At 69.7% G+C, this 21,553-nt stretch carries 17 protein-coding genes and 1 pseudogene; 12 read left to right on the top strand and 6 right to left on the bottom strand.

What is annotated here, in order from left to right; translation table 11 throughout:
- From ABZ826_RS26685 to ABZ826_RS26675, 3 genes are all read left to right on the top strand, one after another.
- Nucleotides 1-554 (top strand): hypothetical protein (locus ABZ826_RS26685; protein ID WP_361453273.1); only part of this gene is annotated, 554 nt, incomplete at its 5' end.
- Nucleotides 551-1,708: a CoA transferase gene (locus tag ABZ826_RS26680; protein WP_361453270.1), complete on the top strand. Its 1,158-nt coding sequence runs from the start codon at nt 551-553 to the stop codon at nt 1,706-1,708. The genes ABZ826_RS26685 and ABZ826_RS26680, both read left to right, overlap by 4 nt.
- Nucleotides 1,709-2,112: 404 nt before the next feature.
- Nucleotides 2,113-2,673: a hypothetical protein gene (locus ABZ826_RS26675; RefSeq protein ID WP_361453267.1), complete on the top strand. Its 561-nt coding sequence runs from the start codon at nt 2,113-2,115 to the stop codon at nt 2,671-2,673.
- Nucleotides 2,674-3,190: 517 nt separating this feature from the next.
- Here the strand turns inward: ABZ826_RS26675 and ABZ826_RS26670 are convergent.
- Nucleotides 3,191-3,673, bottom strand: a complete 483-nt coding sequence (locus tag ABZ826_RS26670; RefSeq protein WP_361453264.1) for an RICIN domain-containing protein — start codon at nt 3,671-3,673, stop codon at nt 3,191-3,193.
- 94 nt (nt 3,674-3,767) lie between these two features.
- On the bottom strand, nt 3,768-4,604 hold the full coding sequence (locus ABZ826_RS26665) for an aldo/keto reductase (RefSeq protein ID WP_361453261.1): 837 nt from the start codon (nt 4,602-4,604) through the stop codon (nt 3,768-3,770).
- 344 nt (nt 4,605-4,948) lie between these two features.
- Here ABZ826_RS26665 and ABZ826_RS26660 point away from each other — a divergent pair, with 344 nt between their 5' ends.
- From ABZ826_RS26660 to ABZ826_RS26650, 3 genes are read left to right on the top strand one after another with little or no spacing between them, the layout of a single operon-like run.
- A complete protein-coding gene (locus ABZ826_RS26660) occupies nt 4,949-6,010 on the top strand; it encodes a chitinase (protein WP_361453258.1) in 1,062 nt (353 codons plus the stop codon).
- Nucleotides 6,011-6,019: 9 nt separating this feature from the next.
- Nucleotides 6,020-7,657: a glycosyl hydrolase family 8 gene (locus ABZ826_RS26655; RefSeq protein WP_361453255.1), complete on the top strand. Its 1,638-nt coding sequence runs from the start codon at nt 6,020-6,022 to the stop codon at nt 7,655-7,657.
- An 11-nt stretch (nt 7,658-7,668) separates the two neighbouring features.
- Nucleotides 7,669-9,735, top strand: a complete 2,067-nt coding sequence (locus ABZ826_RS26650; protein ID WP_361453252.1) for a PQQ-dependent sugar dehydrogenase — start codon at nt 7,669-7,671, stop codon at nt 9,733-9,735.
- Nucleotides 9,736-9,771: 36 nt separating this feature from the next.
- Here the strand turns inward: ABZ826_RS26650 and ABZ826_RS26645 are convergent, their stop codons facing one another.
- Together ABZ826_RS26645 and ABZ826_RS26640 are read right to left on the bottom strand one after the other, a co-directional pair.
- A complete protein-coding gene (locus ABZ826_RS26645) occupies nt 9,772-11,571 on the bottom strand; it encodes a long-chain fatty acid--CoA ligase (protein ID WP_361453249.1) in 1,800 nt (599 codons plus the stop codon).
- Between the two features lie 367 nt (nt 11,572-11,938).
- Nucleotides 11,939-12,841 (bottom strand): LysR substrate-binding domain-containing protein, encoded by a 903-nt coding sequence (locus ABZ826_RS26640; RefSeq protein ID WP_361453246.1) that lies wholly within the window; start codon nt 12,839-12,841, stop codon nt 11,939-11,941.
- Nucleotides 12,842-12,959: 118 nt separating this feature from the next.
- On the opposite strand from ABZ826_RS26640, the gene ABZ826_RS26635 reads away from it, so the two are divergent.
- Nucleotides 12,960-14,003: a bile acid:sodium symporter family protein gene (locus tag ABZ826_RS26635; RefSeq protein WP_361453243.1), complete on the top strand. Its 1,044-nt coding sequence runs from the start codon at nt 12,960-12,962 to the stop codon at nt 14,001-14,003.
- A gap of 180 nt (nt 14,004-14,183) precedes the next feature.
- Here ABZ826_RS26635 and fdhD read toward each other — a convergent pair whose 3' ends face one another.
- Both fdhD and ABZ826_RS26625 read right to left on the bottom strand, forming a co-directional pair.
- Nucleotides 14,184-15,032, bottom strand: a complete 849-nt coding sequence (gene fdhD, locus ABZ826_RS26630) for a formate dehydrogenase accessory sulfurtransferase FdhD (protein WP_361453240.1) — start codon at nt 15,030-15,032, stop codon at nt 14,184-14,186.
- Nucleotides 15,033-15,043: 11 nt separating this feature from the next.
- Nucleotides 15,044-15,201: pseudogene (locus tag ABZ826_RS26625) on the bottom strand (Fe-S-binding domain-containing protein); the annotation flags it as partial.
- 189 nt (nt 15,202-15,390) lie between these two features.
- Here ABZ826_RS26625 and ABZ826_RS26620 point away from each other — a divergent pair.
- The 5 genes from ABZ826_RS26620 (at nt 15,391) to ABZ826_RS26600 (ending at nt 21,434) form a co-directional block, all read left to right on the top strand.
- Entirely contained in the window at nt 15,391-16,341 is a 951-nt protein-coding gene (locus ABZ826_RS26620) for a beta-ketoacyl-ACP synthase III (protein ID WP_361453237.1), read from the top strand.
- Nucleotides 16,342-16,405: 64 nt separating this feature from the next.
- Nucleotides 16,406-17,083 carry a GntR family transcriptional regulator gene (locus ABZ826_RS26615; protein ID WP_361453234.1) on the top strand — a complete coding sequence of 226 codons (678 nt, stop codon included), beginning with the start codon at nt 16,406-16,408 and terminating at the stop codon, nt 17,081-17,083.
- A 345-nt stretch (nt 17,084-17,428) separates the two neighbouring features.
- A complete protein-coding gene (locus ABZ826_RS26610; protein ID WP_361453231.1) occupies nt 17,429-18,610 on the top strand; it encodes an ROK family transcriptional regulator in 1,182 nt (393 codons plus the stop codon).
- A 251-nt stretch (nt 18,611-18,861) separates the two neighbouring features.
- Nucleotides 18,862-20,388 carry a sugar ABC transporter ATP-binding protein gene (locus ABZ826_RS26605; RefSeq protein ID WP_361453228.1) on the top strand — a complete coding sequence of 509 codons (1,527 nt, stop codon included), beginning with the start codon at nt 18,862-18,864 and terminating at the stop codon, nt 20,386-20,388.
- Entirely contained in the window at nt 20,385-21,434 is a 1,050-nt protein-coding gene (locus ABZ826_RS26600) for an ABC transporter permease (RefSeq protein WP_361453225.1), read from the top strand. Before ABZ826_RS26605 ends, ABZ826_RS26600 begins: the two co-directional genes overlap by 4 nt.
- Nucleotides 21,435-21,553 lie beyond the last annotated feature (119 nt).

The raw sequence follows: 21,553 nt of genomic DNA, 5'->3' as shown, positions 1-21,553 counted from the left end.
CGCGTTCCTCCTCAGACAACACCAGCTCGGCCATCGGCCGCCCCATCTTCGCCATGGAAGCAGTCTACTTATTCAACGAATTCTCGGCGCAGGACGCTAGGTTCCCGGGAAGCGGCGGACCGGACAGGCCGGTCCGCGGTGCGGGAGGCCGACGCGTGGGTGAGACCTTGAACCGGCCGACCCGCCGCCACGGCCCCGGCCCGACCGGTCGCGCGGTCCACGATGCGCCCGGCCGCGAGGGAATGGGGCCGACTCATGTCGAACTGGCCGTCCCCACCCCCCGGTTCGGCGGGGAGACGGTGGTGCGACGCCCCGACGCCGGCGAAACGCGCATTGACGCCGAGACGGCCGGAGGCGATCCGCCTGTCGATCCCGAGACGGCCGGGGGCGATCCGCTCGTCAACGCCGAGACGGCCGGGGGTGATTCGCGCACATCCTTCGGCGGGTCGGGGCACAGCGGGTTCGTCGGGCGTGAACAGGGCCGTGCCGCACGGGACTTCTTCACCACCACGACTGCGGTGTACGCGCGGAGCTCCCAGACGGTGGCCCGGTGAACGCCGCCGTCCCCGGACCGCTGTCGGGCGTGGTGATAGCCGACTTCGGGCGGGTGCTCGCCGCCCCGTACGCCACCATGCTCCTCGCGGACCTGGGCGCCGACGTCATCAAGGTGGAGCGTCCGGGCTCCGGCGACGACACCCGCGCCTGGGGGCCGCCGCGCGCCCATGGCGAGTCCACCTACTTCCTCTCCGTGAACCGCAACAAACGGTCCCTCGCCATCGATCTCGGCACGGAGACGGGACGCCGCGACGCCCGCGAACTGGTGCGCCGCGCCGATGCGCTCTTCGAGAACTTCCGTCCCGGCACGATGGGCAAGTACGGGCTCTCCTACGAGGAGGCCAACGCACTCAACCCCGGCATCGTCTACTGCTCGGTGACCGGATTCGGAGCCGGTGGAGGCGCCGCGCTGCCCGGCTACGACCTGCTGGTGCAGGCGGTCGGCGGTCTGATGAGCGTGACCGGGCCCGCGCCGGGGCAGCCCGTCAAGACGGGCGTGGCACTCGTCGACGTACTCACGGGCCTGCACGCGGCCGTGGGGGTCCTGGCGGCGCTGCGCCATCGCGACGCGACCGGCGAGGGCCAGCACGTCGAGGTCAGTCTGCTGTCCACGTTGCTGTCGAGCATGGTCAATCAGGCGGGTGGATACACCCTGGCCGGTCAGGTGCCGGGCATCCTCGGCAACCGGCATCCGTCCATCGCTCCGTACGAGGTCTATCAGGCGGCGGACCGGCCGCTCGTCGTGGCCGTCGGCAACGACCGTCAGTTCCTCGCCCTTTGCCGGGGCCTGGGCGCCGAGGAACTCGCCACCGACGCCAGATTCGCCTCGAACCAGGACCGCGTCGCGCACGTCGACGCGCTGGCCGGCGAGATCTCCGCGCGGCTCGTCCTGCGCACCGCAGCCGAGTGGTTCGACCTGCTCACCCCGCTCGGGGTGCCCTGCGGTCCGGTCAACGACCTTGCGGGCGCCTTCGACCTGGCCGAACGCCTGGGTCTGTCCCCGTGTGTCACACCGGCCGACTCGGACCCCGACGATCCCCTGTGCCTGGTGGCCAATCCCATCGGGCTGTCCCGTACCCCGCCGCGTTACGAGCGGCGGCCGCCGAGGCTCGGTGAGCACACCGACGACCTCAGGCGCTGGCTGGACAGCTGAGCCGCCGGCCGACGCCGCGTCCGTACCCCTCTCGGCCTACGACCCGGTTGCGCGCGTGCCGGAGAGTTCCCCGGAGCAACGGTTCTCATGGTCCCGCCCGCTTCCCCCGGCGCGGCGCTCGCCGACTCGCCCGTGGCGTGTCAAGAAGAGACACGCCGTCGTCAGGGTGAGTGGGCGTCAGAAAGTCGCCCTTACGGGCTAACGGGGCATCAATTCACCGAGAAATAAGGACGATTGACCTCTTATCTAATTATATGGAAATAGCATTTGGCGTACTTTTTGTCCCTCGATCGGCGTCCCGGCGTCGGCCTTCAACGTGTCCGATACGAAAGTCATGGGAGCCGTCAGTACGTTCATCCCGGGTCGACTGCTCAGCCGACCTCTCTGAGACAGGAGAAAGCGACATGGTTACCCGTTCCACCATCGTTACAGCCGCCGTCGCGGCCGCCGCGGCCTTGGCCGCCACCGGCATCACCTACGCCTCCGCTGCCCCCTCCGCGTCGGCCCAGGCCGCCGCGGTCGCCCAGCAGGCCGCTCCCGTTTCGGCTCTCGACGGCGGCGACGCCGGCAAGGGCAACGAGAGCAAGGGCGGCGAGGGCAAGGGCAACGAGGGTCGTGGCAACGAGGGTCGTGGCTACGAGGGTCGTGGCTACGACGAAGGCCGTGACCACTACGAGGGCCGGATCCACATCAACGAGCGCACGTACTCCGACGAGCCGGGTGGCTGCATGACCGTGATCAGCGGCCTCGGCTCCACCAGCCTCAACATCCGCAATGACAGCCGCCGGACCATCGAGGTCTTCCGCGGGGTCACCTGCGACAACGGTGCCCCCATCGCCACCGTCGGGCCTCACAGCTCCAGCGACGGCGTCTTCCCGGGCCACGTCCGGGGCGGCGTGTGGGTCAAGAACGGAGTGGTGGGCAGCTTCCGGGTGATCGAGCACCGCTATGAGGGCAAGTGGTGACCGAACCCGTCGGACCAAGGTCGGTGACCCGGTCACCGACCTGACGTAGAACCCCGGCCCGCCGGAATCGGGCCGGGGTTCCAGCCGGGCATCTGGAACCGGTGCACGCACCGGTTCCAGATGCCCAAACCTGACCAACGCCTGACAACCCATTCACCTGCCATGCCATATTAAAGCCGGACGACGAGGCGTTGCCAGCGGGCCATGAGGGCCGCGTCGCGCGTGGCCTCCGGCTTTCGGCAGGGACGGGCGACCGGGCTGCACAACCCGGTGCCGGCGCGGCGGACGCCGCCCCGCGTCACGGTCGCCAGGAACCCGGCCGTTCCTGCGGCCGGGCCGACCGGCACCCGGAAACGGACGATGAGGCCCCGGGAGGCAATGAGGCCCCGGGAATCGCGCGATGCCCGGACGCGCCCCGACAGCGGACGTTGGTCCGGACGGGTGAAGGGACGGGGGGTGCGCGGCCCTCGAAGTGCGTGGCCCCGCCGCCCCTGATCCGTGATCCGCCGGGCCGGCCCTAACCCTCGGGGGCGTCCGGCGCCGGCTCCAACTGCCACCACTGTCCAGGGGAGTCGGTGTCCTCCCACTGTTGGACCCGAGCGCCGTCCGCCGTGCTGCCATCGGCCACTTCGAGGGCGAGTCCGCTGATGAAGCTGACCAGCGTCACCACCCCCGGTGCTTCCAGGTGCCGCTCGATCAGCCATTCCTGGGCGCCGTAGTTGTTGGCGCGCCACTGCTGGACCACGGCCCCGTTCTCGGTGGAGGCGTTGGCCACGTCCAGGCGCTTGCCGCTGTGGACGTTGACCAGGTGGTAGAGCGCCGCGCCCTCGTGGACGGGCGAGAGCTGCCAGTGCTGGGCCGCCGAACCGTTCTCCTCGCCCTGCTGTACCGGGGCGCCGCCGCCCTTGGCGGAGCCGTGCACCTCCAGCAGCAGGCCGCTGCCCACGTTGCGCAGCCGGTAGGGGCCCGCTGCGACGACCGGCGCGCCGTTGCCGCTCATGCTCCGGTTCCTCTCTGCGCGGCTGACCGCCGCCCGGCCGGTCGGCCGGGCGGCGGTCGGTGGCGCTGTCGCTGTCGATACGCGGTCGCTCGGCTCAGGCGCCGAGGTTGAACTCGCCCGGGTTCGGACCGAGCCGCTTGCCCTCGTCCAGCGCGGCGAACGCGGCCAGGTCGTCGGCGTCCAGCTCGAAGCCGAACACATCGAGGTTCTCCACGATCCGGGACGGCGTCACGGACTTCGGGATCACCACGTTGCCGGTCTGGATGTGCCAGCGGAGCACCACCTGGGCCGGTGTGCGGCCGTGCTTCCGGGCGATCGCGACGACGGTCGGGACCTCCAGGAGCCCCTTGCCCTGGCCCAGCGGGGACCAGGCCTCGGTCGCGATGCCGTGCTTGGCGTGCAGGGCGCGCGACTCGGCCTGCTGAAGCTGCGGGTGGAGCTCGATCTGGTTGATCACCGGGACCACGGAGGTCTCGCCGAGCAGGCGCTCCAGGTGCTCCGGGAGGAAGTTCGAGACACCGATGGCCTTCGCGCGGCCTTCGGAGTAGATCTTCTCGAACGCCTTGTACGTGTCGATGTAGGCGTCCTTGGCCGGGACCGGCCAGTGGATCAGGTAGAGATCGACATAGTCCAGACCCAGCTTGTCGAGCGAGGCGTCGAAGGCTCGCAGGGTGGAGTCGTAGCCCTGCTCGGAATTCCACAGCTTCGTCGTGATGAAGAGCTCTTCGCGGGCGACGCCGGAGGCCGCCACGGCCCGGCCGGTGCCCTGCTCGTTCTCGTAGATCGCGGCGGTGTCGATGCTCCGGTACCCGGACTCGATGGCTGTCGCGACCGTTCTCGCGGCCTCGTCGTCCGGCACCTGCCAGACACCGTAGCCGAGCTGCGGCATTTCGACGCCGTTGTTGAGGGTGATGGAGGGGACCTTGCTCACGAGCGGTCGATCCTTACGTCGTCGGTTGGGATTCTCAGGGTCAACGATCACGGGGGGCCAGGCATTCCCCACCGGCCCGCTGTCCGTGGCCGCCCCCTGTCCGGCCCACGGTGATCCCGGCCCGTCGACCTCGCCCCGTCCGGGCCTCGCCCGGTGCCGCCCGGCCTCGTCACCGGTGTGACGCGACCTCCCCGATTCGCGTCCGAGCTGCCCGAAATCCTGCGAACTCGCGCACGGGCTCTGATATTTGGGCCCGCGCGGAGCATTGACAGATCGTGCGCCAGGGAATCCCATGCAGTGATGGTTAGGAACCTTTCCTAACGTCGATCCGGAAGGGAGCACCCGTGCACGCTGAACGACCCCCACGCCGTACCGTCGCCGTCCTCGCGGGCCTCAGTTGTCTGTTTCTGCCTCTGCTCACCCACATTCCGAAGGCCACCGCCGCCACGGCGGACCGGGCTCCGGGCGCCGACTCCCCGGTCGCTGCCGCGACGGGCGCCGCCACGACGGCCGCCGGCCCCGGCACGATGGCCGCGGCCCCGTACGAGTACCTGGGCTGGGGAAACCCGCAGAAGCCGGCCGATGTGATGGCGGCGACGGGCGTGAAGTGGTTCACGCTCGCCTTCATCCTCTCGGACGGCACCTGCAACCCGAAGTGGGACGGCGACCGGGCGCTGAACGGCGGCTCGGACCAGGCCGCCATCGAGTCCATCCGGGCGGCCGGTGGCGACATCGTCGTATCGGCGGGTGGCTGGAGCGGCAAGAAGCTGGGCGAGAAGTGCTCCAGCGCCTCCGTGCTGGCCGGGGCCTACCAGAAGGTGATCGACGCCTACCGCCTCAAGGCGCTGGACATCGACATCGAGGACACCGAGTTCTCCAAGGCGACCGTGCGGCAGCGGGTGGTCGACGCTCTGAAGATCGTCAAGACCAGGAACCCGGGCATCGTGACGTACCTGACCATGGGGACCACCCCGACCGGGCCCGACGCCAACGGCAAGGACCTCATCAAGCGGGGTGCCGCGGCAGGCCTGGACAACGACGGCTGGGTCGTCATGCCGTTCGACTTCGGCGGGCACAGCGGCACCATGGGCGCGGCCACGGTCAGCGCGCTCGACGGGCTGAAGGCCGCCGTCAAGAGCGCCTACGGCTACACCGACGACGCGGCCTACCGGCACATCGGGGTCTCCTCGATGAACGGGAAGACCGACGAGTCGGACGAGACCGTCACCACCACCGACTTCAGGACGATCCTCGCCTACGCGCAGCAGCACCACATCGCGCGCTACGCCTTCTGGTCCGTCAACCGGGACCGCGCCTGCGGCTCCAGCGGCGACGCGGACGCCTGCAGCGGGGTGTCCCAGTCCCCGTACGAATTCACCAGGATCGTCGTCCAGTACAAGGGCTGAGGAGGTCCGATGCGCACCACTTCGAGCACGCTGACCATCGGCGGCACGGCACTCGCCGCCGCCGGGCTGCTGCTGCCCCTGCTCGCCGCGCCGCCCGCGGCCGCGGCGGCCACCCGCTACGAGGCGGAGGGCGCGACGCTCTCCCAGGCGGTCGTGGCCACGAACCACACCGGCTACTCCGGTACGGGCTTCGTCGACTACGCCAACGTCGCCGGATCATCCGTGCAGTTCACGGTGAACGCCGCCGCGGGGAGCACTTCGCTCGCCATCCGCTATGCCAACGGCACCGCCACCGACCGGCCGATGGACATCAGTGTCAACGGTACGGTCGTCGCCTCCGGAGTCTCGTTCGGCGCGACGGGATCCTGGGACACCTGGGCGACGAAGACCGTCCCCGCGCAGCCGGCCGCCGGGGCCAACACCGTCCGGGCCACCGCGACCACCGCGAACGGCGGCCCCAACCTCGACTACCTGGACGCGGTCCCCGCCGCCGATGGTCCCGCGGTGCCCTTCGGCAGCCATCACTTCCCCTACGCGGCAGGGACGCTGAAGCCATCGGGCTCGCAGTCGACCCTCGACCAGGCCGTGATCAAGACGTACAACGCCTGGAAGTCCGCGTTCGTCAGGAAGAACTGCGGAAACGGCTGGTACGAGGTCATCTCGCCGGACGCCGACCACCCCTACGTCGCCGAGGCCCAGGGCTACGGCATGGTCGTCACCGCGACGATGGCGGGGGCGGACCCGGAGGCGAGGACCGTCTTCGACGGCATGGTGAAGTACATGCTCGCGCATCCCTCGGTCAACAACGCCAACCTCCTCGCCGCCGAACAGAACGCCTCCTGCAAGAGCGTCGACGGCTCGGACTCGGCGACCGACGGGGACCTCGACGTCGCCTACGGCCTGCTTCTCGCCGACAAGCAGTGGGGCTCCACGGGCACGTACAACTACAAGGATCTCGCGGTCAAGCACATCAACGCCATCAAGAAGAGTGAGGTCAACCCGACCACCCACCTCATGCTGCTCGGCGACTGGTCGGACTCCGGCGAGTCCCACTACTGGATGACCCGGTCCTCGGACTGGATGATCGACCACTTCCGCGCCTTCAAGAAGGCCACGGGTGACAGCGCCTGGGACACCGTACGCACGGCGCATCAGGGCCTGGTCACCAGTCAGCAGTCCAAGTACGCCGCCCATACGGGTTTGTTGGCGGACTTCGTCGTCAACACCAACAGCACGCCCAAGCCTGCCGCCGGCGAGGTGCTCGAAGGGCCCAATGACGGCGACTACTCCTGGAACGCCTGCCGCGATCCGTGGCGCATCGGGACCGACGCCGTCACCAGTGGGGACGCCGCCTCGCTCGCCTCGGCACGCAAACTCAACTCCTGGATCAAGTCGAAGACCGGCGGCGACCCGAAGAAGATCGTCACCGGATACCACCTCAACGGCACTTCCTTCGACAGCGGCGACGACATGGCGTTCACCGCCCCGTTCGTCGTGACCGCGCTGACCGACTCCGGCTCCCAGGCCTGGCTCGACGCTCTCTGGAACAAGCTCGCCACCACCTCGATCGACCCGCAGCTCTACTACGGCGGAAGCGTCCAACTGCAGTCGGTGATCGTCGCATCCGGCAACTACTGGGTTCCCTGACGGAGGTTCAGATGCAGGCCAGAACGCTCACCACGTTACGGAGCAGAACGGCCGCCCTCGCGGTGGCGCTGCTCTGTACCGCCCTGGTGCAGGCGGTGCCGCAATCCGCCTCCGCGGCAGCCGCCCGGTACGAGGCGGAGTCCGCGACGATCGTCCACGGCGTCGTCGAGTCCAACCACTCCGGCTACTCCGGGACCGGCTTCGTCAACGGCGACAACGTCGTCGGCAGCCATGTGGAGTTCACCGTCGACGCGGCCTCCGCCGGGACCGGACGGATCGCGATCCGGTACTCGAACGGCACGACGACCGGCCGGCCCGCGGATGTCGCCCTGAACGGCACGGTCGTCTCGGCCTCCCACGCCTTCGACACCACCACCGACTGGAACACCTGGGCCACCTCCACCCTGAGCGCCCCGGTCAAGGCGGGCAGCAACAAGATCCGGCTGACGTCCACAACGGCCAACGGGCTGCCCAACCTCGACTACATCGACGTCACGGTCACCTCCTCCGACACCCAGGCACCCACCGCACCTGGCCGGCCCAGCTGCTCGGCGATCGGCGAGGACAGCTTCACGCTGAACTGGGGCGCCGCAACGGACGACGTGGGCGTCGCCGCGTACGACATCTATGAACACGGCAACAAGCTCGCCGAGGCGGCCGGGAATGCCACGACGAAGAACCTGACCGGGCTCACAGCCAGGACCACGTACAACATCACCGTTTTCGCGCGTGACGCGGCCGGCAATGTGTCGTCGGCCAGCCCCGTCGTGGACTGCACCACTCTGCCCAGCTCCGACACCACCCCGCCCTCGGTACCCAGCACCCTGTCCACCTCGGGCCTCACCGCAAACAGCGTCGTCCTGAACTGGGGCGCCTCGACGGACGACAAGGCCGTCACTGCCTACGAGGTCCGCAGCGGCAGCACCGTCTACAAGACCGTGACCGGCACCCCGCCGGCCACCACGACCACCCTCACCGGGCTCGCCTGCGCCAGCCCGTACTCCCTGGACGTCGTCGCCAAGGACGCGGGGGGCAATGTCTCGCCGCCGAGCAACACCGTCACCTTCACCACCCCGGCCTGCGGCGCCACCGACGGCGGCGTACCGTCGAACATCGCCACCGTCTCCACCGGCTGGTCCATCCCCTGGGGCACCTACTGGATGCCCGACGCCAAGACCGCGCTGGTGACCGAACGGGACAGCTTCAAGGTCTTCAAGGTCACCCCCGGGGGTACCAGGACCCAGGTCGGCACCGTGCCCAACACCGTCACGACCAACGGTGAGGGCGGCCTGCTCGGTGTCGCCGTAGACCCCAAGTGGTCCACCAACCACTACGTCTACTTCATGCACACCGCGTCCGAGGGCAACCGCGTAGCCCGTATGACGTACGACGGCACCTCGCTCGGCGGCTACACGGTCCTGCTCCAGGGGATCAAGAAGAGCAGATACCACAACGGCGGACGGCTCGCCTTCGGCCCGGACGGCTGTCTGTACGCGTCGACCGGCGAGGCGCAGACCCCTGACCTGGCCCAGGACAAGAACTCGCTGAACGGCAAGATCCTGCGGATGACCACGGACGGCAAGGCCGCCCCCGGCAACCCGTTCGGCAACTACGTCTACAGCTACGGCCACCGCAACCCGCAGGGCCTGGCGTTCGACCGCAACGGCCGTCTGTGGGAGGCGGAGTTCGGTGACAGCAAGAAGGACGAGCTCAACCTCATCAAGCCGGGAAACAACTACGGCTGGCCCGTCTGCGAGGGCAGCTGCTCCACCGCCGGAATGACCAACCCGAAGAAGACCTGGAGCGTCTCCGAGGCATCGCCCAGCGGGATAGCCATCGTCCGCAACGTCATCTACATGGCCGCGCTGAAGGGCGAGAGGCTGTGGCGGGTGCCGATCACCGGTGACACCGAGAACCTCGGCACGCCCAGCGCCTACTACGTCGGCACGTACGGCCGACTGCGCACGGTCACCAAGGTGCCCGGCCAGGACCAGCTCTGGTTCTCCACCACCAACTCCGACAACAACGGAGGCGAGCCGGACGGCGCGGACAAGCTGTTCCGCATCTCGATCACGTAGCAGACACGCGGCGTACCGCTGGGGCACGACCGTGCCTCAGCGGTACAGCGCGTCGACCTCCGCCGCGTACGCCGTCTCGATCGCCTTGCGCTTCAGCTTCAGCGACGGGGTGAGCAGACCGTGTTCCTCGCTGAACGGATGCGCCAGAATCCGGAACGTACGGATCGACTCGGCCTGCGAGACCGCCGTGTTGGCGGCCACCACCGCCCGCCGTACCTCCATCTCAAGGTCAGGATCCCGCACCAGGTCCTCCGGCCTCATGGGCTCCCGCCCCTGCATGGCGAGCCAGTGGTCCACCGACTCGTGGTCGACCGTGACGAGTGCCGCGATGTACGGCCGGTCGTTGCCGACGACGATGCACTGCGCGACCAGCGGATGCGCCCGCACCCGCTCCTCCAGACCGGCCGGTGACACGCTCTTGCCGCCCGACGTCACCAGGATCTCCTTCTTCCGTCCGGTGATCGTCAGATAGCCGTCCTCGTCGAGCGCCCCCAGGTCCCCGGTGGCCAGCCAGCCGTCGCGCAGCACCGCGTCGGTGGCCTCCGGCGCTCCGAGATAGCCCGCGAACACATTGCCGCCGTGCACCCACACCTCGCCGTCCTCGGCGATGTGCACCGTGGTGCCGGGGATCGGCTGCCCGACCGTGCCGTACCGCGTGCGTTCCGGCGGATTGGCGGTGGCCGCCGCGGTCGACTCGGTCAGCCCGTACCCCTCGTACACCGTGACGCCCGCGCCCTCGAAGAACAGCCCGAGCCGCCGCTCCATCCCCGAACCTCCGGACATGGCGTGCCGGAGCCGGCCGCCCATCGCCTCGCGCACCTTCCTGTACACGACCTTGTCGAAGAACTGGTGCTGCACCCGCAGTCCGGCGGACGGCCCGAGACCGGTCCCGAACGCCCGTGCCTCCATCGCCTCGGCGTACTTCCCCGCGATGTCCACGGCCTTGTCGAACGGGCCGACCCGCCCCTCGGCCTCCGCCCTGCGCCGGGCCGCGTTGAAGACCTTCTCGAAGATGTACGGCACTGCGAGGATGAACGTCGGCCGGAACGAGACCAGGTCCGGCATCAGGGCCTTCGCCGACAGCTCCGGCTGATGGCCCAGCTTCACGCGGCCGCGCACGGCGGCGACCTCGACCATGCGGCCGAAGACATGCGCCAGCGGCAGGAAGAGCAGGGTGGCGGCCTCGTCACCCGGCTTGGAGTGGAAGACCGACTCCCAGCGGGAGGCCATGGTGTCCGTCTCGAACATGAAATTGGCGTGCGTGATCACACAGCCCTTGGGGCGTCCGGTCGTCCCCGAGGTGTAGATGATGGTCGCCACCGACTCGGGCGTCACCGCGCGCCGGTGCCGGTGCACCACCTCGTCCTCGACATGGGCACCCGCGCCGACGAGCTCGGTCACCGCGTCCGCGTCCAGCTGCCAGAGCCGCTGCAGCCGGGGCAGCCGGTCGATCACCGACGCGACCGTCATGGCGTGGTCCTCGTGCTCGACCATGACGGCGGACACATCGGCGTCGTGCAGCATCCAGAAGACCTGCTCGGCCGAGGAGGTCGGGTAGACCGGTACGGACTGGGCGCCGACCGTCCACAGGGCGAAGTCGAAGAGCGTCCACTCGTAGCGCGTACGCGACATGAGGGCCACCCGGTCGCCGAACCTGACGCCATGCGCGATCAGCCCCTTGGCGAGCGCCAGCACCTCGTCGCGGAACGTCGCCGCAGTGACATCCCGCCAGTGACCGCTCTCGTCCTTCCGACCGAGCGCGACCCGGCGCGGATCTTCCTCGGCGTAGTCGAACACCACATCGGCCAACCCGCCCACGAGGGGCGCGGCCGCCATGGGTGGGACAGTGAACTCGCGCAATGACCTGCTCCTCGTGGCGCTCCGCACAGCGCCGTGACGCTACCCCACCGGACGGCGCGGCGGGAGGGGCCCGAACCGGCGGACAACGTGGCATATGGACAGGTCAGCCACCGAAATCCGGCCAGATGGGCAAGGCTCGGGCGTGGCTGAGACCACGGAGTAAGCGGCCGACGGCGGAATCTCCACCGAATCTGTACGCCTCAGTCACTCCCGTTCCGGGCGGATACGGGGGTATTGGTCCGCAGATGGGGCGACGTCCGTCGTACCCGACCGGGCCGGCCGCGCAAACGCGGCTGCCGTCCACTCTCCCCATGACGGCGTATCTCCCCATGACGGCGTACGGTCATGCATCGACCCGGCCGCTGGGCGAACCGATCGTGCCGACATCTCGGATCAGCCGGTCGCCGCCCGCCAGGATCGCCGCCGCCAGGGCGTCCGCGGCCTCCTGCGCGCCGTCCCGGCGGCGGCCGTGCAGCAGGACGAAGTCCACATCGCCGAGCTCCGGCAGCCCCGCTCTGGCCGGCACCGGTGCCAGGCCCGGCGGGATCAGCCCCCGGCTGTGAGCCATCACGCCGAGCCCCGCACGGGCCGCCGCGATCAGCCCACTGAGACTGGTGCTCGTACAGGCGATCCGCCAGGACCGGCCGTGCTCCTCCAGGACCTCCAGGGCGCGGGCCCGGGTGATGCCTGGCGGCGGGAAGAGCACCAGCGGAACCGGACGGTCCGGGTCGATCCGCAGCCGAGGCGCGCCGATCCAGGTCAGCGCGTCGTGCCGGACCAGCTCCCCGTGCGTGTCGCCGGTGCGCCGCTTGGCCAGGACGAGATCCAGCCGGCCCGCCGCCAGTCGCTGGTGGAGCGTTCCGGACAGCTCCACCGTCAGCTCCAGCTCTACGTCCGGATGGTCGCGGCGGAACGACTCCAGGATCTCCGGCAGCCGGGTCAGTACGAAGTCCTCCGAAGCTCCGAACCGCAGCCGCCCGCGCAGCCGGGTGCCGGTGAAGAAGGCCGCGGCCCGCTCATGCGCCTCAAGTATCGTCCGGGCGAAACCGAGCATCGCCTCGCCGTCCAGCGTGAGATCGACGCGGTGTGTGTCCCGGGTGAACAGCCGGCGCCCGGCCGCGTCCTCCAGCCGCCGCACATGCTGGCTCACCGTGGACTGCCGTACTCCGAGCCGACGGGCGGCCTGGGTGAAGCTCAGCGTCTGGGCCACGGCGAGAAAGGTGCGGAGCTGCGCGGGCTCGTACATGAGCCCAGGCTATCGCGAACCGTGATGACAGTGAGAGCGGTGTGAAGGATTCCCGATCGCCTTGATCAAGAGCAGGATGGGGAGGGTACGACCGGAACTGACAGAACATGTGGAGCACATGAGCCGCCGCACCTTGAAGCTGCCGTCCTGGCTGCCGATCGACCCGTACATCCTGGCGCTGATCGGCGCGGTCGTACTCGCCGCGACTCTGCCCGCTTCGGGGACCGCAGCGGACGTGGCGGGCGGTGCCTCGACCGGCGCGGTCGCCCTTCTCTTCTTTCTGTACGGCGCCCGCCTCTCCACCGCCGAGGCGCTCGACGGCCTCAAGCACTGGCGGCTCCATCTCACCGTCCTCGTCTGCACCTTCGTGGCGTTTCCGCTCCTCGGGCTGGCGGGCAAGGGGCTGGTGCCGTACGTCCTGACGCCGCAGCTCCACAGCGGCTTCCTCTTTCTCTGCCTCGTCCCCTCGACCATCCAGTCCTCGATCGCCTTCACCTCGATCGCCCGCGGCAATGTGCCGGCGGCGATCTGCGCGGGCTCCTTCTCCTCGATCGCCGGAATCTTCCTCACCCCACTGCTCGCGGCCGCGCTGCTCGGCAACAGCGGCGGCGGATTCTCGGCGGACGCGCTGCTGAGGATCGGGGTGCAACTGCTGCTGCCGTTCGTCGCGGGGCAGTTGCTGCGCCGCTGGATCGGTGGCTTCATCACCCGCCACAAGAAGCTCCTCGGCCGCGTCGACCGGGGCTCGATCCTGCTCGTCGTCTACACGGCGTTCAGCGAGGGCATGGTCGCGGGCATCTGGCACCAGGTCACCCCGGCCCCGCTCGGGGCGCTGCTCGGTGCCGAAGCGGTGCTGCTCGCGCTGATGCTCATCCTGACCTGGTACGGGGCGAAGCGGCTCGGCTTCGACCGGGAGGACCGGATCGCCATTCAGTTCGCCGGTTCGAAGAAGAGCCTGGCCTCCGGGCTCCCGATGGCGAGCGTCCTGTTCGGGGCGCAGGCGTCCCTCGCCGTACTGCCGCTGATGCTCTTCCATCAGATGCAGCTCATGGTGTGCGCGGTGATCGCCAAACGCCGCTCCCGCGACCCGCTGGAGGAGACCCCCGTCAGGGCGGCGAGCACCAGTGGTCCGGCGGCGGAGGAGTCCTTGGCGGCGGGCTGAAAGCGCCCTGTGACGCGGGTGGTGGGCCTGACCGTCCCTGCCGCGGTTGCTGGGCTCAAACCGCCCCTGCGGCGCGTCGACGTCCTGTCGCGGACATGCACGCCATGGGGTGGGACCGACCGACGCAGGGGGAACTCCCCGTCGGCCGGAACCCGGACCCGTGCAGATGGGCGGGGAGCCTCAGTTCCGGCCGGCCGTCGTCTCCAGGGCGACGCGCTCCTCACCCGCGTACACGTTCATGGATGGGCCCCGCAGAAAACCGACCAGGGTCAGTCCGGTCTCGGCCGCCAGATCGACGGCGAGGGACGACGGTGCGGAGACCGCCGCGAGCACGGGGATCCCGGCCATCACCGCCTTCTGGGCCAGCTCGAACGAGGCCCGCCCCGACACCAGCAGAATGGCTCGGGACAGCGGCAGCCGACCATCCGTCAGGGCGCGGCCCACCAGCTTGTCGACCGCGTTGTGCCGACCTACGTCCTCCCGGACGTCGAGCAGCTCGCCCGTCTCGGAGAACAGCGCCGCCGCATGCAGACCCCCCGTCCGGTCGAAGACCCGCTGGGCGGCGCGCAGCCGGTCGGGAAGGACGGCGAGCAGGGCCGGCTCCACCCGGACCGGGGGAGTGTCGGCGATCGGATGCCGGGTCGTGGTGCGTACCGCGTCGAGGCTCGCCTTGCCGCACAGCCCGCAGGACGACGTGGTGTACACATTGCGTTCGAGCGTGATGTCGGGGACCGCGACACCGGGGGCGAGTTTCACATCCACCACGTTGTACGTGTTGACGCCGTCCGCCGTTGCCCCGGCGCAGTAGACGATCTGCTGCACCTCGGATCCGTCGCCGATCACGCCCTCGCTCACCAGGAAGCCCGCCGCCAGCGCGAAGTCGTCGCCCGGCGTCCGCATCGTGATGGCGAGCGGCTTGCCGTTCAGCCGGATCTCCAGGGGCTCCTCGGCGACGAGCGTGTCGGGGCGCGTCGAGACCGCCCCGTCCCGGATGCGGATGACGCGGCGACGCTCGGTGACCCGTCCCATAGCGGTTGAACCCGATTCTGTATGTGGTGGAAGCCGAACCGGCCCTTGATGTGGAGGCTGCCGTGGGTCACCGGATCGTCGTGCGGCGAGGTGAGACCTCGACGACCTCATTGTCCTGCACATGGAGTGTGACATTGCGGCCGACGCCGCCGTAGGCGCGGACGGTGGTGGCCCGCAAGTGACGCGGACGATGTCCAGTCGACGAAATACTGTCTACAATATGCTTTCTGAGTGGTCAAGGCTGTTGTCAAGCCTCCAATGACCGGCGGTGATTCCTGTGGGATCACGTGCCCCTGTACCGGTCGGTAGCGACCAAGACTGGATGGTTCCTGCCACATGTAGCGAGGGGATCCTGTACATGACCGGCTCACGTGTCGTGGCGCTCGGCCACTATCAGCCCGCCCGGGTGCTCACCAACGACGATCTGGCGGCCATGGTCGACACCAGTGACGAGTGGATCACCAGTCGCGTCGGTATCAAGACCCGACACGTCGGAGGTCCTGACGAGCCGGTGGACGAGATGGCCGCGCACGCGGGAGCCAAGGCGCTCGCCTCGGCGGGGCTGCAGCCCGCCGACGTCGATCTGGTTCTCGTCGCCACCTCCACCGCGATCGACCGTTCGCCGAGCATGTCGGCGCGGGTCGCCGCCCGCCTCGGTATGGGCTCTCCCGCGGTGATGGACATCAATGTGGTCTGCTCCGGGTTCACCCACGCCCTCGCGACCGCCGACCACGCGATCCGGGCGGGCGCTGCCGAGCGTGTCCTCGTCATCGGCGCGGACAAGATGGCGGACATCGCCGACTGGACCGATCGCAGCACCTGTGTCCTGCTCGGCGACGGGGCCGGAGCGGCGGTCGTCGTCGCGGACCCGGACGGCGGGGACCTGCCCGGGATCGGCCCCGTTCTGTGGGGTTCGGTGCCGGAGATGGGGAACGCGGTACGGATCGAGGGGACGCCCCCGCGATTCGCGCAGGAGGGACAGTCCGTGTACCGCTGGGCCACCACGCAGTTGCCGCCCATCGCTCGCAAGGTGTGCGAGAAGGCCGGTGTCGCCCCCGAGGATCTGGCCGCGGTGGTACTGCATCAGGCCAACCTGAGGATCATCGAACCGGTCGCCAGGAAGATCGGTGCGGTCAACGCGGTCATCGCCCGGGACGTCGTGGACTCCGGCAATACGTCCGCGGCCTCGATCCCGATGGCCCTGTCCAAGCTGGTCGAGCGCGGCGAGGTGCACAGTGGCGCGCCGGTGCTGCTGTTCGGCTTCGGCGGGAATCTCTCGTACGCGGGTCAGGTCATCCGCTGCCCCTGAGAGGTGTGGTGCTCGGTAGACTGTAGACGATAAGCAATTGCTCGTCGCCCCGAGGGGGACCGCGATGTCGTCCGCAGGACTGCCGCAAGGTGCTGTTCCGAAGCTGGAGCGGCCCGGTCCGCTGCGTGAGCGTGTGTACGAGGCGCTGCTCGAACTGATAACGACGCGCGCGCTCCGTCCCGGCCAGCACCTGGTCGAGAGCGAACTGGCCGGTCATCTCGGGGTGTCCAGGCAGCCGGTACGGGAGGCGTTGCAGTGGCTCAACACCGAGGGCTGGGTCGATCTCCGGCCCGCGCAGGGCGCGTTCGTCCACGAACCCACGGAGGACGAGGCGGACCAGTTGCTCTCGGTCCGTACCCTCCTGGAGGCCGAGGCCGCGCGTCTTGCCGCGGCCAACTCCGGCGCCGCCGGCATCGCCGCCCTGGAGGAGCTGTGCGCCAGGGGTGAGCAGGCCGTCGCCGACGACGACATGGACCTCGCGGTCGCCACCGACGCCGCCTTCCACGCCAAGGTCATGGAGCTGGCGGGCAACGCCGTCCTCTCCGAACTGGCCGGACAGGTGGACCGCCGGGTCCGCTGGTACTACACACCGGTGGCGCGGCGGCGCGGCACCCGGTCCTGGGTCGAGCACCGCTCGCTCATCGAGGCGATCTCCTCGCGCGACGAGCGGCGGGCCACGGAGATCATGCGGGCACACACGGAACACACCCGCAGGACGTACCACCGGCGCGAGGAGAGCTGACAGTCTGCCCGGACGGGTCGGGACGGGCCGGGGCTTCGTGCCCCGGCCCTTCCCACATGTCCGTGCTCCGGCCCTTCGCTGGTCCGTGCCGCGGCCCTTTCTGCGTGTCCGCGCTCCGGCCCGTCCCGCCTGTCCGCGCTCCGGCCCTTCGGTGGTCCGTGCCGCGTCCGCGAACGCCTCGGCGCCGACGATCGCCCTGACTCGCCCGAGAGGCTTTGTCCTCGCTGAGGAGAAAGTTGTGGTGGATTCCTGCGCAACTTCTTCCCACTCCCGGCAACCGCTGCTACGTTCCCCTCGAAAGCCCGACGGACAGGCCGATGTGGCGGGGAGGGGCGCGTGAGACGTATGACGGCACGACCCGCGAATGCGCATCAGGCGCGACTGCTCCGGCTGTTGCGTGACGGCGGGCCCAACTCACGGGCACAGCTGGGGGATCAGGTCGATCTCTCCCGCTCCAAGCTCGCCGTCGAGGTCGACCGGCTGCTGGAGACCGGACTTGTCGTGGCCGACGGACTCGCCGCATCTCGCGGCGGGCGTCGCTCGCACAACATCCGACTCGCTCCGCAACTGCGCTTCCTCGGCGTCGACATCGGTGCCACATCCGTCGATGTGGCCGTCACCAACGCCGAGTTGGAGGTACTGGGTCACCTCAACCACCCCATGGACGTACGCGAAGGCCCCGTCGCCATCTTCGAACAGGTGCTGGCCATGGCCGCCAAGCTCCGAGCCTCCGGGCTCGCCGAGGGCTTCGACGGCGCGGGCATCGGCGTGCCCGGTCCGGTCCGCTTCCCCGAAGGGGTACCGGTCGCGCCGCCGATCATGCCCGGCTGGGACGGCTTCCCGGTCCGCGAGGCGCTCAGCCAGGAACTGGGCTGCCCCGTCATGGTCGACAACGATGTGAACTTGATGGCGATGGGGGAGCAGCACGCGGGCGTCGCACGTTCCGTGGGCGACTTCCTCTGCGTCAAGATCGGCACGGGCATCGGCTGCGGCATCGTCGTGGGCGGCGAGGTCCACCGCGGTACGACGGGCAGCGCCGGAGACATCGGCCACATCCAGGTCGAACCCGAAGGACGCGCCTGCGCCTGCGGCAACCGGGGCTGCCTGGAGGCCCACTTCAGCGGTGCCGCGCTCGCCCGCGACGCCGAGGACGCGGCGCGTGCCGGACAGTCGGCGGAACTCGCGGGCCGGCTGGAGGCGGCCGGAAAACTCACCGCCGCCGATGTGGCAGCCGCTGCGGCGGCCGGTGATGCCACCTCGCTCGACCTGATCCGCGAGGGCGGCAACCGGGTCGGTCAGGTCATCGCGGGACTCGTCAGCTTCTTCAATCCCGGCCTGGTGGTGATCGGCGGCGGTGTCACCGGCCTCGGTCACACGCTCCTCGCCAGCGTCCGGACCCAGGTCTACCGGCAGTCGTTGCCGCTGGCCACCGGCAATCTCCCCATCGTGCTCGGCGAGTTGGGGCCGGCCGCCGGAGTGATCGGCGCCGCCCGGCTCATCAGCGACCACCTGTTCTCACCGGCCTGACTCGGGGCCGGCAGCGCGTAGGCACCCACACCAGCACTCCTGGGCAAGCACCCGCACACCCGCCCACACCAGCACATCTGGGCAAGCACCCGCACACCGGAAACACCCGCACCACAGCGCCTGGGCCAGCACCGGAACACCGGAAACACCCGCACCACCGCACCTGGTCCCGCCCTGCCCGCTCACCGGCCTTCCCCGAGCTCTCGGCTGCGCTCGAGCAGGGGAGACCCCACTCGCCGAGGGGATTCGTCATGGCACCAGAACCACCCCTGCTCACCATGTCCGGCATCACCAAGTCGTTCCCCGGAGTGCGCGCCCTCGACGGCGTGGACCTGGAGGTCCTGGCCGGCGAAGTCCACTGTCTCCTCGGGCAGAACGGCGCCGGCAAGTCCACTCTCATCAAGGTGCTCGCCGGGGCCCATCAGCCCGACGGCGGCGAGATCACCTGGCACGGCGCACCGGCCGCGCTCAAGTCGCCCATGGCTGCGATGCGCCTGGGCATCGCCACCATCTACCAGGAACTCGACCTGGTCGAGGGCCTGTCGGTCGCCGAGAACGTCTTCCTCGGCCATGAACCCACCACCGCCCGCTTCGTCGTCCGCACCCGGGAGGGACGCACCGCGGCGGCCGCGCTGCTGAGACGTCTCGGTCATCCGGAGATCGACCCGGCCAGGGCGGTCGGTGAGCTGTCCGCCGCACAGCAGCAGATCGTCTCCATGGCGCGGGCGCTCTCCCACGACGTCCGGCTCATCGTGATGGACGAGCCGTCCGCCGCACTCGACCCCGACGAGGTCGACAATCTCTTCCGCATCGTCGCCTCCCTCACGGCCGACGGGGTGGCCGTCGTGTACATCTCGCACCGCCTGGAGGAGATCCGCAGGATCGGCGACCGGGTGACCGTGCTCAAGGACGGCCGCGCCGTCGCGGTGGGGCTGCCCGCCAAGTCCACACCTACGCGCGACATCGTTGCCATGATGACCGGCCGCAATGTCGAGTACGTCTTCCCGCCGCGCACCACGGGCAGCGCCGCAGCGGCGGCGACGGAGCCGGTGCTGAAGGTCGTGGGGCTGACCAGGAAGGGGGAATTCGACCCTGTGGACCTGGAGCTCCGGCCCGGTGAGATCGTCGGCCTGGCCGGACTCGTCGGATCGGGGCGCTCCGAGATCCTGGAGACCGTCTACGGTGCCCGCAAACCGAGCGCCGGACATGTCACCGTGGCGGGCACACCGCTCAGGCCCGGCAGCGTACGCGCGGCCGTCGCCGCCGGGATCGGACTCGCTCCGGAGGAACGCAAGGCGCAGGCCCTGCTGATGCTCGAATCCGTCACCCGTAACGTCTCCGTCTCCTCGATGTCGCGCTTCTCCCGGGCCGGCTGGATGGACCGCGGGGCCGAGCGCCGGGCGGCGCGCGCCGCCACCCGTGAACTCTCCTTGCGCCCCGACAACCCGGACACCCCCGTCCGCACGCTCTCCGGCGGCAACCAGCAGAAGGCCGTCCTGGCCCGCTGGCTGCTGCGGGGTTGCCGGGTCCTGCTGCTCGACGAACCGACCCGCGGTGTCGATGTCGGCGCCCGCGCCGAGCTCTACGCCGTGATCCGACGGCTGGCCGACGAAGGCCTTGCCGTCCTGCTCGTCTCCAGCGAGGTGCCCGAAGTGCTGGGCCTCGCCGACCGGGTGCTGGTGCTCCGCGAGGGCCGCGTCGTGCATGCGGCGGACGCCTGGGAGCTCGACGAACACCGCGTACTCGACCTAGTGATGGAAGGGAGCCCGACGTCATGACGCAGCCCGTCTCCTCGGCGCAGCAGGGCGGGCCGGACAAGGGAGCCGCCCCCGCCCCGGTCGCCGGACCACGGACCAAGGACGGACCTCCGCGCGCCTTCGGCCTGCGCGTGGACGTCCGCAACCTCTCGCTCCTGGGCGTGCTCGTCGCCTTGATCGTGGTCGGCGGAATCACCGAGCCCGATGCCTTCCTGGACACCGGGAATCTTCAGCTGATCCTGACGCAGTCGTCCGTCATCGGCGTCGTCACCGTCGGCATGACCTTCGTCATCACCAGCGGCGGCATCGACCTGTCGGTGGGTGCGATGGTCGCGCTCGCCTCCGTCTGGGCGACCACGCTGGCCACCCAGGAGTACGGTTTCGCCGGAATCCTGTTCACCGCGGTGATCGTCGGACTCGGTGCCGGACTGGTGAACGGACTGCTGATCGCGTACGGCCGGATGGTGCCGTTCATCGCGACGCTGGCCATGCTCGCCTCGGCCCGCGGGCTCGCCCTCCAGATCACCGACGGCAAGACCCAGATCGTCACCGTCAAGTCGGTGCTCGACCTGGGGCTGCCCGGCTCCTACGTCCTCGGCGTCCCGCCCCTGGTCATGATGTTCGCCGCGGTGACCGTCATCGGCCGGCTGGTGCTGAACCGTACGACCTTCGGACGGCGTACGGTCGCGGTCGGCGGCAACGCGGAAGCGGCCAGGCTGGCCGGTATCGACGTACGACGGCAGCGGCTCTATCTCTATCTGCTCTCCGGTCTGTGCTGCGGCATCGCGGCCTTCATGCTGATCGTCCTGTCCGGCTCGGGACAGAACACCAACGGCAATCTGTACGAGCTCGACGCCATCGCCGCCGCGATCATCGGCGGGACCTTGCTCAGCGGTGGGCGCGGCACGATCGTCGGCTCCGTACTCGGCGTCCTCGTCTTCACCACCATCACCAACATCTTCGCGCTCAACAATCTGCAGAGCGACGTGCAGCAGATCGCCAAGGGCGCGATCATCGTCGCCGCCGTCCTGGTCCAACGCCGCACCTCCGCGCACGGAGAGACCTGAGACCCGGGGCCCAGGCGGATCGGGACCGGACAGGCCCGGACCGCACAGCGCCCCTTCCGCTCCGTCACTCCGTGCCACCCGCCGCCCCGAACGCCACCTGTGACATGTCACGCATCGGA

Source organism: Streptomyces sp. NPDC047515, from assembly GCF_040643055.1.
Classification (GTDB): domain Bacteria; phylum Actinomycetota; class Actinomycetes; order Streptomycetales; family Streptomycetaceae; genus Streptomyces.
This window is presented reverse-complemented; position numbering and strand designations above follow the sequence as displayed.

What these genes read in the sequence shown, in the direction of transcription:
- ABZ826_RS26675 (WP_361453267.1), top strand. Translation starts at nt 2,113, where the DNA reads ATGGTTACCCGTTCCACCATCGTTACAGCCGCCGTCGCGGCCGCCGCG.
- ABZ826_RS26670 (WP_361453264.1), bottom strand. Translation starts at nt 3,673, where the DNA reads ATGAGCGGCAACGGCGCGCCGGTCGTCGCAGCGGGCCCCTACCGGCTG.
- ABZ826_RS26655 (WP_361453255.1), top strand. Translation starts at nt 6,020, where the DNA reads ATGCGCACCACTTCGAGCACGCTGACCATCGGCGGCACGGCACTCGCC.
- ABZ826_RS26650 (WP_361453252.1), top strand. Translation starts at nt 7,669, where the DNA reads ATGCAGGCCAGAACGCTCACCACGTTACGGAGCAGAACGGCCGCCCTC.
- ABZ826_RS26645 (WP_361453249.1), bottom strand. Translation starts at nt 11,571, where the DNA reads ATGGCGGCCGCGCCCCTCGTGGGCGGGTTGGCCGATGTGGTGTTCGAC.
- ABZ826_RS26640 (WP_361453246.1), bottom strand. Translation starts at nt 12,841, where the DNA reads ATGTACGAGCCCGCGCAGCTCCGCACCTTTCTCGCCGTGGCCCAGACG.
- ABZ826_RS26635 (WP_361453243.1), top strand. Translation starts at nt 12,960, where the DNA reads ATGAGCCGCCGCACCTTGAAGCTGCCGTCCTGGCTGCCGATCGACCCG.
- fdhD (WP_361453240.1), bottom strand. Translation starts at nt 15,032, where the DNA reads ATGGGACGGGTCACCGAGCGTCGCCGCGTCATCCGCATCCGGGACGGG.
- ABZ826_RS26620 (WP_361453237.1), top strand. Translation starts at nt 15,391, where the DNA reads ATGACCGGCTCACGTGTCGTGGCGCTCGGCCACTATCAGCCCGCCCGG.
- ABZ826_RS26615 (WP_361453234.1), top strand. Translation starts at nt 16,406, where the DNA reads ATGTCGTCCGCAGGACTGCCGCAAGGTGCTGTTCCGAAGCTGGAGCGG.
- ABZ826_RS26610 (WP_361453231.1), top strand. Translation starts at nt 17,429, where the DNA reads ATGACGGCACGACCCGCGAATGCGCATCAGGCGCGACTGCTCCGGCTG.
- ABZ826_RS26605 (WP_361453228.1), top strand. Translation starts at nt 18,862, where the DNA reads ATGGCACCAGAACCACCCCTGCTCACCATGTCCGGCATCACCAAGTCG.
- ABZ826_RS26600 (WP_361453225.1), top strand. Translation starts at nt 20,385, where the DNA reads ATGACGCAGCCCGTCTCCTCGGCGCAGCAGGGCGGGCCGGACAAGGGA.